Origin of the sequence: Methanobrevibacter oralis (genome assembly GCF_001639275.1) — an archaeon.
Taxonomy (GTDB): Archaea; Methanobacteriota; Methanobacteria; order Methanobacteriales; family Methanobacteriaceae; genus Methanocatella; species Methanocatella oralis.
This window is the reverse complement of sequence record NZ_LWMU01000069.1, coordinates 1-14,185: the sequence shown is the minus strand read 5'-3', so window position 1 is coordinate 14,185 and position 14,185 is coordinate 1. Positions and strand designations below refer to the sequence as shown.

General features: G+C 26.6%; 4 protein-coding genes. All 4 read right to left on the bottom strand.

From position 1 onward, the window contains the following. On the bottom strand, positions 1-4,379 hold a 4,379-nt coding region (locus MBORA_RS05620), incomplete at its 3' end, for a right-handed parallel beta-helix repeat-containing protein (RefSeq protein ID WP_332870919.1). A gap of 143 nt (positions 4,380-4,522) precedes the next feature. Further along, on the bottom strand, positions 4,523-9,697 hold the full coding sequence (locus tag MBORA_RS05615) for an Ig-like domain-containing protein (RefSeq protein WP_042693899.1): 5,175 nt from the start codon (positions 9,695-9,697) through the stop codon (positions 4,523-4,525). 120 nt (positions 9,698-9,817) lie between these two features. Continuing rightward, positions 9,818-12,043, bottom strand: coding sequence for a hypothetical protein (locus MBORA_RS05610; RefSeq protein ID WP_052331828.1), 2,226 nt, complete (start codon positions 12,041-12,043; stop codon positions 9,818-9,820). Positions 12,044-12,209: 166 nt separating this feature from the next. Beyond that, positions 12,210-14,185 (bottom strand): autotransporter outer membrane beta-barrel domain-containing protein (locus MBORA_RS10830; RefSeq protein ID WP_157944494.1); only part of this gene is annotated, 1,976 nt, incomplete at its 5' end.

Below are 14,185 nucleotides of genomic sequence, written 5' to 3'. Positions count from 1 at the left end.
AAAACAACACCAGAAGCACTAATTAAAAAACCCATATCATACAATACAGCATTACTACCTAAAATCGAAATATTCCTATTTAAATTAATAATATTAACACCTAAACCAGAAAAATCACCTAAAAATATCAAATCATTGAAAGGAACATCAGATAATAAAACACCACCACTATCAAAGAAATTAAAGAAAGTAGAATTAGTAACAAAATTATTTATACCTGTAACATTAAGAATAGCAGATGCATTGCTTTTTTCAAATCCACCTGTTTCATCAATATATTTAGCAAGAATATCATAAACTCCAACATCATTTGAAATTAAAATTCTTTCAATAGCTTTACCATTAGAAACTGGAATTACTTTAAACAATTCATTATTAATATATAGATCAACATGACCTCTGTTTATAATTTCACCATCATTAGCAACTATATTAGCGATAAAGTCCACTCTTTCACCTTTTTTAGCAGTGATATTATTTATTGTTAATTCTGTTTTGACAACCTTAACATAAATTACTTGAGTTTCATCATCTACAGTAGCAGTGATTATTTTTAATCCAGATGGAACAATATAATCAGTTGAAAATTCACCATTTTCTAATACTCCATTAATAACGCCTGAAGTAGTATTAATAACTACAGGACGTAAAATAATAATCGGACTATCTAAAGTTCCATTAGCAGTTCCAGTGGTGTATGTATTTAAACTAACAGTTAATCTTACAGTATTTCCTTCAGTTATTGCAGTATTATTAGTAGCTGTTAATATAACCCACCTATTAAGATTTGAACCGGATGAAACAAATCTTGATGGATTTTTATTAGTACCCCACCAATTATCATTAGCATTGACTACTGCAGAAACATAAGAAGTAACTCCCTTATGAATAGCAATTCCATTATTATCAATATTATTCAATAAAACAGAGTTTGAAATAGTTAAAGTAGATCCTCTTACATAAATAGCTGCTCCACTAACATTAGCTTTATTATTATCAAATAAAGTGTTTTTAATAGTTAAACTTCCTTCTTTTTGATAATTTCCACCAATGAAACAAATAGCTCCTCCACCATAATTTTCAGTTGATTTAGCAGCATTATTTACAAAAGTAGAATTTTTAATTGAAACATCACCTAATTGTAATCCAAATATAGCTCCACCACCATAAGAGCCAGCAGTATTAGCTATGAATGTTGAATTTAATATATCAAACTTACCTTTAAAAGCTTGTGCATAAATAGCTCCACCAGCTTTATCTCTATTATTACCTTTAGCAGTGTTATTTGTAAATGTAGTATTTATAATAACTAAGGAACCTCTTCCTGCAAATGCATCAGCAAAAATAGCTCCACCAAGTTCAGCTTTATTATTAGCTATTATGGAATTAATAATTTTTAAATTACCAACGTTATAAATAGCTCCACCATTATTTGTAGAAGTAGAATTAGATAAAGTTATGTTAATTAAAGTTAAGTTACCAGCATTACCTAACAATGCTCCACTTTCACTAGATAGGTATCCATTAATTAAAGTTAAATTATTAAGAGTTAACACACCACCAGTATGTATGTAAGCTAAACGACCATTTGCTCCAACATCAATTATAACATTGCCTTCACCAGTAATATTTAAAGTATTAGAAATAGATAAACCAGAAGCTGAATGAGTTCCTTCTAAAAGTACAATCTGACCTCTCTCAGCAATTTCTATTGCATGAGCTAAACTAGCTACAGGAGTTTCTCTAACTCCATTGTTAGAGTCATTACCGCTAGGAGATACATAAATAATATCTAAAATTTCTAAGACAATTGGTAATGTTACATTTGCATTAGAAGATGAAACATAAATATTATTATCCTCATTTTTAAGAGTGTATGTTACAATAGCTTTTCCATTTTTAGTAGTTGCATTTTTATTTAAACCCATAGTGTTTGTTTTAAATTTAACAATAATTCCATCTGGAATAATACCTTCTAAATCACCAGTCCCACTAGTTGAATTATATTTAGTAAATGAAGCTTCAATAGTTATTTCATCTCCCGGTTGGGCATTTGAAGGTGAATAACTTGCATCCATCATAACCCATCTTTCAACTGGAATTAAAGTATTTGCTTTAGAATTACTTCCCCACCAATTATCATTAGCAGTAATTGCACTATCATTTACCTCATTAGATTTATTCAATGCATAAGTGTTATCATTTTCTTTATTTAATATTATTGAGTTAGAAACATTTAATTTTCCTGCATTTACATAAAAAGCAGCTCCATTAGAAGCAGCATTACCAATAAATATTGAGTTTTTAATAGTTACAATACTTGTTAAATCATTAATTGATTGATAAATCGCTCCACCATTACCACCAACATTATTAAAACTTTTAATAGCTGTATTGTTAATAAAGGTAGTGTTTTCAATATTAGTTAAAGTACGTGCTGTAAATATTGCTCCACCATTACCAATATTTGCTATATTATTTTTAAAAATACAATTTAAAACATTTAATGTACCAGTAGTAGATGAAGATGCTCTTGTAACATAGATTGCTCCACCAATTTTAGCTTTATTATCTGTAAAATTAGTGTTTACAACAACAACATCAGCAGAATTTGAATAAATAATACCATATGTGGTTGTAATTGAGGTCATATCATTGTTATGGAATTTAGAATTATTTATTAATAATTTACTTTTGCTTTGAGAAGCAATTGCTCCTCTTGAAGCAATATTTTCATAAAAATCACAATTATTAATGGTTAAATTAGCTTTATTGTTAATAATATTTCCATTAGAAGTCCCAGTTGCTTTATTAGAATAAAAACTACAAGTATCAATAGTCATATTTCCTTCATTTAAAATAGCTGAAGCAAAAGCAGATTTTGCATTAGTAAATTTTATGTTTGTTAAATTAAGATTAGCTGTATTTTCTAAAATTCTTAAGGAATTACCACCTATAACAACATTACCCTTACCTTCAATACTTAAAGTTTTATTAACTTTTAAAGTGTTTGTAATAATGTATTGACCATTTAAAATGATAATTTTACCTGTATTGGCTATTTCAATAGCTTTAGCTATGGTAGCTACAGGTGCATCTCTAGATCCATTATTATTATCATTTCCACTCATTGATACATAAATAGCATCATCATTAGGTTCGGGATTATTTAAAGTTGGAATTGGAAGTTCTTTATCTAAAGGACTGCCATCATTTAACATTTGATGATTATTTTCATCAACAATTACCCAATTATTTACAGTTACACCAGTAGGTTGACTATTACTTCCCCACCAATTATAATCTAAATTTGTAATACCATTTGAACTTGCAAAATCACTACCAAATGTATTGTTATAAATTGCATTATAATTTAATACAGTATTTGAAGTAGCTCCAATATTATAAATAAAATTATTTGGTGCAACATTATCAGCTATTACACTTTGTTCAATTGTAGTTTTGGCTCCATTATGAGTATATATTACAGATTCGCCTTGAAGACCTGTTGAAGATTTTTCAACAGTATTGCTAATGATTTTTGAATTTTTAACATTAATAGTTCCTTTATTATAAATAACCCCTGAAGCAGCACCTTTAGAATTAGATATTGTTACATTATCCAAATTTACAATTGCATTGGAATCATAGGAATATATAACACCATACATGAATCCAGAATTTACTTTAAATCGAGAATTATTTATTAAGGTATTTTTAATATTAAAAGTTCCAGCAGATATGTAAAGAGCACCGCATCCACCAGATTTAGTGCATTTACTATTTTCAATTTTGCAATTAGAAACTGTAGCAGTTGCTTTTGTATATAAATGTATTGAACCTAATTTTGATGAACAATTAATAAAAGAACAATTATTAATGTTTACGTCAGAGTTTCCTCCAATTTTAATTGGTGCATTAATATTAAAAGAAATATCTTTAAAAGTTAAGTTATTAAATGAAAGAACAATACCATTTTCAGTCATTTCAAATAAAGAATTAGTAGAAGTTGAGTTAATAATAACTCCATCTTGACTTTCACCAACAAAATTCATAGAAACAGCAGGTGAAATTTTAGAACTTTCAGAATACTCTCCATTTTTTATAAAAATATTTTCTCCACCATTTGCACTGCTAACAGCAGAAGAAATTTTTTTATAAGGAGCATCTGCACTTCCATTTTCATTTTCTCCACTATAACTACTATCAACATATATAGTAGTTCCCAAATCCCTTAATATATCATTAGATCCATCACTAGCTAGTGATTGAATCTGTGAAGTTGTATTAAGTGAATTATATGCACTTACTGAGCTAATACAAAAAAATAAAAGCATTAGTAAAAGTGCAAAAATAAAAATATTTTTATTTAATTTCATTAAACCACTCAAATATTAATTATTACATAAAATTGTATTGTAATAGTAACAATTTTACGATTAATAATTATATCCAGAATAGTATTTAAAATTTAATAAAAACTGATTTAAAATAAAATAAATTTTAATTAATAAATGAAAAATTATTTTATAATTTTTATTGAATTTTTGATTTTAGATTTGCCATAAACAGAGTAAATTATATGTTTACCTACTTTTAAGTTCTTTAAAACTAAAGTAGCTGCTCCTTTAGAATTTGTTTTAGCTTTGTAAGTTTTACCTTTTATTTTAAATGTAATTTTTTTAGACTTTTGAATTTTTCCATTACTATTAACTAATTTAACTTTAAATTTAGTTATTTTAGATTTTTTTTGAATGATATTTTTAGCTTTTAAAAGAGGTTTAACAATAATTTTGTTTTTAACAGTGAATCCCTTGTAAGTAGCAGTAATAAAGTAAATTTTAGGATTAAGATTGATTTTTATATAAGCATGTCCTTTTTTATCTGTTTTAACTTTGTAAACTTTATTATTTATTTTAAACACTACAATTTTACCTGCACCAGAAACACTAGCATCATCATTATGGAGGCGAACTTTATAAGACTTGCCAGAACCAAAATTCATATTCAAATCTTTATTTTGATCAATTCTATAAAATATTTTAATAGTATTAGTGGCTTTTTGACCAGTAACAGGATTTATAGCTGTAATAGTATAAGTTCCAGGTTTAAAATTAATATTTAATCTAGCTACTCCATTTGGTAAAGTAGTAGCAGTAAATGATTTGCTTCCAATAGTGAATTTAACTTTAGTGTTTCCTAAAACTTTTCCATTTGAATCTGAAAATATTGACAAGTAAAGACTAGATGTTCCATATAATTTAACAAGATCCATTCCCTCAACTGTTGATAAAACATTAATTACAGCATTACTTTTTGCAGGATTATATTTTGAATTTCCATCAAAGCTTATAGAAGCTTTATATTTTCCAGGATTTAATCCAATAGCTAGATAAGCTACTCCATTTGAGTTAGTAGTTACACTATACTTTTTCTTATTTAAAGTAATATGAATAATTGCATTAGAAACACCATTGTTTCCATATTTAAGTATTATTTTAAGTTTTTCACTCCCCTTATAAAATTTAGTAACATCATGAGCAGTTAAACTAATATTTAAAAGAGAATCAATAACATTAAACTTTTTATTTACTGAAGTTTTTGAATAGTTAGCAGAGCCTTGGTAAGTAACACTATATTCATAAGTACCAACAGCAAATTTTCCAACATATAAAGATCCAACACCATTTTTAACATGAATTGTATATGATTTAGAATTTAGATTTAAAACAACACTTCCATTTATTCCTTCATTATTAGGGCCAGTTAACTTAACTTTAACTACTAGTACTTCATTAACTGCAATATCATTAACTTCAACAGATAATTTAGCTCTTTTTTGAGTAACATTTAATAAATAAATTGTATATGATGGATTGTAATTATTATCTCCAATATAATTAGCTATTACTTTATATTGACCTGTTGTTAATGGAGAAATATACCATTGAGCTGTTGAATTTGAAATTGGTTTATTTCTTGGAGAATAATAATCTACAATACTAAAAGCAACACTTCCTGTTGCATTTTTACTTAAGTTAGCATAAATTCTAATATTTTCATTTAAAACAACGTCTTTAGTGTACAATACAATAGTTGAATTAGCTTTAGCTATATTAAATGAAGTTGAATTAGTTGAAGAAATAAATAATTCATCTCCAGGATAAAATGCTTTAATTATATGGTTTCCTACATCAATCCAGTTAAAAGTCCAACTAGCTTGACCATTATGAATCTCTACAGTTTTAGATAATGATTCAACACTAAATATAATATTACCTGTTGTATTTTTATTAAGATTAGCTGTTACAGTAATATTTTCCCCATAAATAGCATTATTAATAGTTAAAATAAGATCTGATAAAAATTCCTTAACAATAAATGAAGTTGTTAAATTTGCACCATTAAAATTATTATCTCCTCCATAATTAACAACGACCTGATGATTAGTTTTTGAAAGATTGAACAAGTTTAAAATTGCTTTTGCTCTATTAATATTGCATATGTAGTTAATTCCATCAACTGTAATATTTACACTACCACTTGCAGTTTCTGGGAAAAAAACTGTAATCATTCTGTTTTCAATACCTGATGAAATATTAATGATTAAATTTGTATTCGCCTTTTTAATTTCGAAGTTACTTATTTTTGCAGGAGCAGTGTAAAATTCATTGGAATAAATTACTTTAACAGTATAATTTCCTGCATTTAACTTATTTGTTGTGAAAACAGCTTTAATTCCATCAATATCAACCGTAGCATTAAATTCATTTTCTACAATAAACTTAAGATTACCAGTAATATTATACTTGAAAAAAACCTCAAAACTTTCATTTTCAAGATAAGAAGAATTTGAAATTATCAAATTAAAGTCTATAGCTTTAATATTTAACGTATTTGAAATTGTTTTGTTTTTGAATGTAGCTTGAATATTATAAACGCCCTTATTTAAGTTTAAAGGTAAATAAGCAAAACCATCTTTATTTGTAGTAACATTATACAATTTATTATTTAGTTTGAAATTTACAATCTTATTTTGTATTGGAATTCCATTATCTTCAACTAAACGAACCTTATAATTAAAATCATTATGCTCATAAGCTATTACATTACCACCAATAAATGTAAACTCTTCAGCTTCACCTATTGTTATATTCCATGATGATCCTTCATATATATTATCTCCTTCATAAAACACAAAAATATAATTTGTTCCTTTATAAAATTCAACTGAAAAATTAGCAATTCCCCTTGTAAGGTTTAATCTATACTCATCAAAGTTAATAAACATTCCAACTACGCCAGTACAATTAATTGGATTTGTAGTGACAATAATATTGCCTGTTAAATTGTTCTTAACAATATCAACATTAATATTTGATAAAGCTTTTAAAACTGTAAATGATGTAGATGCATTAGATGAATAATATTTTTTATCCCCTTTGTAGAATATAACAACATTATATACTCCTTTAGTTAAATTAGCTACTCTAATATCTGTCTGAGTATCTTTTAAAAATATTGTACTATTAACTCCATTTATACTAAGAATTGCTTCACCCCTTAAATCACTAGGATTAACAGTAACACTAATGATAGCATCTTGACCCGAATTAATATCTAATGATGTAACACTAAGTGAGGTATCATATTTAGTTACTTTAAATGTTGTACTTGCATTACATGGCTCAAAATTTTCATTACCTAAATATTCTATAGTAAGATTATGCTTGCCTTCTGCAAAATTACTTAACTTAATAGTTGTATTACCATTATACAAATATGCTATTGTCTTACGTATTCCATCGACATATACATAAGCAATACCTCTAATTCCTTTAGGTCCTAATGTTACAATAAGATTAACCTTTTTATCAATTTTAAAATCAGGCACATGAATACTTAACTCTGTAGGAGCTTTATTAATTGTTACAACAACCCTTTTAAAAGCTTTGAAATAATTTTCATCACCCTCATAAACAATATAAAATACATGAACACCTGTAGGGAAATTAGTAAAATTAAAAGTAGTTTTACCATTAGTTAGATTAAGATTAGATTTATTTTCATTGAAATATACACTAACATTACCATTTAATAAACTAGAAAGTTCATCACTAACTTCTACATCAATTAAAATATTTTCAGTGTAAACTATATTATCAGTTACATTAAATTTAATAATGGATTTCCCCTTACCAACATCAACCATTACATTATGGGAAAATCCCTCAATAGAGGCAATGACAAAATATCCTCCTTTTTTATCAGTGAAATTAAAAGTAAAAATTGAATTTCCATTATCTAACTTTTCATAAGCTTTATGAACAACATTATTCACATTTGTAGTGAAGTTGACATTCAAAACTGGGAATAATTTAATATTTGGAGTCAATCCACTACTTAATTTCCAAATTGCAGTTATATCAACATGATCACTGATGTTTAATGCAGAATAATTTGGTGTTAAGTCAAATACTAACCAAGAATTAATATTATCCTTAATATTGATTTTATTAGTTAAATAAGGATCTTTATTAGTACTCCACCAATTATTATCTATGGAAATTATTTCTCCACCATAATAAAACAAATCTGATGCAATTCCCGAAAATGGAGCATTATTAATAAATGCATTGTAAGTTAAATTTATAGATCCTACATTGAAAATTGTTGGTGAACCTTTAAATGAAGGATGGGGTTTTTCATAATATCCCTTATTATTTCTAAAGATGTTTCCATAGGCAACAAATTTTTTATTATTATAAATACATCCATATATATAATTGAAGTTTCCCCTCTCAATAGTATTATTTTCAATGATCGAATTAACTAATAAAAAATTACCATTATTATAAATTGCAGATCCCCTAGATTCATGGCGAACATATAATCCTTTAATTAAAGTATTATTCACAATAGCATAACCATCATTAGCAATAGCTCCACCATAACTGAAATCTCTACTTTTAGAATTTAAAAAACTAGAATTATTAATAGATAAATTACCTTTATTATAAATAGAACCACCATATCCATTAAGACCCGAGGTTGTGCCAACACTATTATTTATAAAATAAGAATTTAACACAGTTAAATTACCTAAATTACTAACAGCACCTCCATAATTATAAAAATTAACAACACTTACATAATTTAAATAGTTATTCATAAATGAACAATTATCTAAAGTAACAGATGCATTTTTAATTTCTAAAGCAGCACCATACATACTACAATGCCCACTTTGAGATGAATCAGAATATATTTTATATGCATTTATAAATTTTATATTTTTAAATGTGACTTTTGCATAGTTAGAAACAATAAAAATATAATTAACTTTTAATCCATCAAAGATAGTATCAGAAGACCCAATAATATTAACTGATTTACCTATTGTAATTTTAGTATTTTTATTTCCACTATATACACCATTAGCTATATAAATTGAAGAATTATCATTAGCTAATGAAAGTGCTTTATTAAATGTTTTAACAGCAGAAGTATTTGTTTTACCATCATTGGAATCATGACCATTAACATTATCAAGATAAACATCCAAGGAATTTCTTTGAATACCTGAATCATTAATGTTTAGCTCATTTGTGCAATTTAAATCACTAGCACTTATAGTAGACAATGTTAATACTGCTCCGATAAGTATAACCATTAAAATTAATTTATTAATTTTCATAATAAATTACCTCAATTTTAACAAACTATATTTATAAAAAATCATATTTTGTTTAAACATGTAATAGTCTAAAAAACAAGATATATAAAAGTTATTAAAAAAAAGATAAATGAATAAAATTTATTTATTCAAGTTTTTATTTTTACGTCTATACCCAACTAGCATCAATATTAATACAAATATTATGAAAAATACAGATGGAATAAACAATTTATTTTCCTTAACTAAATCATCCAATTCATAAGCTTTTTTAGATGCACTATCAGATGCACTTGGAGATTCACTTGTAGATTCGACTGATTTTACATCACTCATTAAAGCATCCTCGCCTTCAGTAGATGGTGTTTGATCAGTATTATTTGATGTAATTTCGTGGTTAGCATTACTATTATAATTACTTCTGTTAACTTTTCCCTTATCAGAATTAGAATTAAAGAAATTAGCTAATAAATCTCTTAAAGATAATTTATTACCTGAGGAATTACCTTCTCCAGAATTATTATCATTAACCCCATTTCCAGAACCTCCCTGTGAGGAATTTCCATTTGAATTACCTTGATTATTTTGTTGGTTTGAACCTTGATTATTAGGATTTCCTTGATTATTAGAATTCCCAGGAATTAAAGGATTGTAATTATAATGATTATTACTAGGAATTGCAATAACAGATGAACCATCAATATTATTAGATATAGAATTTATATTGGTTGGATTTGTATAATTAAACCCTTCTCCACCATCAATATTATTGTATTTATTTGCAAAATAATCAAAAGCATTAATGACTTTATTATTATAGAAATTAATTCCAATATGTGATGAGAACTCATTATAGTTAAATCCATTAAGTCCTGCTTTAACCTTGTCATTATATGATACTAATAAATTATTTATAACATTTGAATTTACAGAGCTTAATAAGTAAACAGAGTAAAATCCATCACTAAATACTGTATTATTTTGAATATTATATGTATGGTTACCAGAAGTTTTTTGACGATAACTAATACCATATATATTATCTCCAATATCAACAGGAGCAACACTATGGACTTCTATTGTATTATTTTGAATAGTTGAATTAGAATCCTGAGTTTCAATTCCTGCAACTAAAGCCCATTCATGACTTCCAGCTAATCCTGTAACATTAATCCTATTATGAGTAATTGATAATGAAGTATTCCCATAATAATTTTGAGAATATATTCCAATATTTGGCCCATTAGAAAATGTGTAAATATCATTGTAAGTAATATTAACAGCAGAAATAGGTCCAGTAATTTGAATAGGATATGCAGTACCAGCAGCTAACTTACCTCCAGTAGTTATAATTGAAATATTATTATACGCGATTGTTAAATTATTCAAGTTATAAACATCAATCCCATAAAGATAATTTTCAACACCTGGAAATGTCAAAAAGTCAGTCATATAAATAGAATTATTTAATATTGATGAATTATCACATTTAGAAATTAAGAAACAGTCTAATGTAGGATAAGTAAATGCTGGTCTATTATTTACATTAGCGATTATTGAATTTCCAATAAAAGTGAAATTATGACAATTCTCAACTCCAACAGATAAAACAAAATCAGAATCTAAAGATGCACCCATAGCTCCAAAAACAACATTTCGAAGTGGAAGTGAAGTGACAAGACTATTATTTTCCATTACTGAATCAACACAATCTACTAACTTAACAGCATAATTATATTTATTAACATAATCATTGTGCCCTTCAAAATTTATAATTGAGTTAAACATTTTAAAATTTTTAATACTTCTATATGGTTGTCCAATACCATAAATAGCATATGCTTCAACATTCCTAGGAACAATATAATTAATTCTAAGATTTGATAATACAATATTATTTGCAATAAATTCAATAGCTGCACCATCATTATCTTCAAATTCACTATCTAAATCCATATTAAAAGAATCTAATGTAATATTATCCGCTCTTAAATCAAAAACAGTATTTTTTAAGTAAGATCCGACTCCTTTTAAAGTAACATTATTAACATCAATTATCAATTTACCAACATTTTCAAAATTCCCTGTAAAAATTAATGTTTTATTATAATATTTAGATTCCAATTGTCTATTTGGAAAATAATCCTCAATATCGTCGGAAGTAACATAAAATGTATCATTTACAATTAAATCAGGAATATCAGGTGTTTCAACATCATTTCCATTACCAGATAATAAATTTAAGTCGGAATTCGGAATATAAATTGCTTCTGAACCATTATTATTAGTAGAAAGCGATTCTATTAAATTATTTGAAGCTGAAATAGACGATATTGTGAGTATACACATGATAAACATCAATCCCATTAATAAAGCCCATTTTAATCTAATACATATCACCTCCTTTGGAGTAGATAATCTTCTAAGTTGATTAAAAGATAATTTATGATATGTAAAAAATAGTTTATATACTTTTATACATTATCAAATCTATGAATAAAAAAAATAGGATAAAATTATAAATATTTTATCCTTAAATTACTTTTATTTTTAGTGTTCTTGTTGTTTTTCCGTATTTAGCTGGAGATTTAAAAGCTGTTTTTACTTTATAAGTTCCTTTTTTAACTTTTAATTTTAGCTTAGCAATGCCTTTGTTATTGGTTTTAGCTGTGTATGTTTTTCCTTTGATTTTTAAGGTAACTTTTGTGTTTTTAATTGCTTTATTGTCATAAGTTTTAAAGGATACTTGTAGATATTTGTTTCTTTTAACTTTATTTTTAACAGCTTTAATCTTTGGAATAACTACTTTGACACTAACTTTTTTATTTGCTACATTATAATTGTTATCTCCTGTAAATTTAATATCTGCAACATATGATTTTGGATTAAGACGTATGAGTAATTTTGCAACACCTTTAGAATCTGTTTTTAAATTATATGTTACAGTATTGATTTTAATTGTAACTTTTTTATTAGCTAATATTTTACCTGTAGAATCTTTTAAAATAACAATTAATTTATCATTGCTTAGATAATACTTTATTAATGATGGAGCAATTAATAATGTATTTTTCTTAGCTACATTGAATTTAACATCATTTGTTGTGTTCATATAATTTGTGTCATTGACTAATGATACAGAAATTGTATGTTCACCTGCATTTGATGGAACAAATGTGTATGATTCTCCTGGAGCTTTAATTATTGTAGTTTTATTATCTAAAACAATTAAAACTTTACCATCAGCATCTGTTGGAACAGTAATGTTAACATTAACTTTATCACCATAAATTGGATTTAAAGGAATTATACTAATAGTAATATTAGCATTAGATGCTTTAACAACATTAACAGTCAATGTATCACTTGTAGCATCCACATAATTAACATCATCAACTAACTTAACAAAAACAGTATGCAACCCAGCTTTCAAAGCTGAAACATTAATTGAAGAGCCCACAGAGGAATTACCTACCATTTCACCATCAACAAAATAAACAACACTACCCACAGCATCACCAACATTCAAAACATGAGAAACAACTAAATCTTGACCGTAAGTAATATTATTTGCAATTGCACTAATATTTAATGTAACCTTAGCAACATTAACAGTCAATGTATCACTTGTAGCATCCACATAATTAACATCATCAACTAACTTAACAAAAACAGTATGCAACCCAGCTTTTAAACCTGAAACATTAATTGAAGAGCCCACAGAGGAATTACCTACCATTTCACCATCAACAAAATAAACAACACTACCCACAGCATCACCAACATTCAAAACATGAGAAACAACTAAATCTTGACCATAAACAACATCAGAAACTATTGCACTGATATTTAATGTAACCTTAGCAACATTAACAGTTAAAGTAGCACTTGTAGCATCCACATAATTAACATCATCAACTAACTTAACAAAAACAGTATGCAACCCAGCTTTTAAACCTGAAACATTAATTGAAGAGCCCACAGAGGAATTACCTACCATTTCACCATCAACAAAATAAACAACACTACCTACAGCATCACCAACATTCAAAACATGAGAAACAACTAAGTCTTGGCCGTAAGTAATATTATTTGCAATTGCACTAATATTTAACGTAGCCTTAGCAACATTAACAGTCAATGTAGCACTTGTAGCATCCACATAATTAACATCATCAACTAACTTAACAAAAACAGTATGATTACCTGCTTTTAAATCAGTAACAGCGATAGCAAAACCAAGAATACCTATAATTGTTTGCTGATTGTCAATACAGAAAACAAGACTACCACTAACATCACTAACATTGAATTCATAAGCAATAAATAAGTCTTGGCCGTAAGTAATATTATTTGCAATTGCACTGATATTTAACATAGCCTTAGCAACATTAACAGTTAAAGTATCACTTGTAGCATCCACATAATTAACATCATCAACTAACTTAACAAAAACAGTATGCAACCCAGCTTTTAAACTTGAAACATTAATTGAAGAGCCTACAGAAG

Bases quoted from the DNA above. Each gene is read 5' to 3' on its own strand.
- MBORA_RS05615 (WP_042693899.1), bottom strand. From the start codon at position 9,697: ATGAAAATTAATAAATTAATTTTAATGGTTATACTTATCGGAGCAGTA.
- MBORA_RS05610 (WP_052331828.1), bottom strand. From the start codon at position 12,043: ATGGGATTGATGTTTATCATGTGTATACTCACAATATCGTCTATTTCA.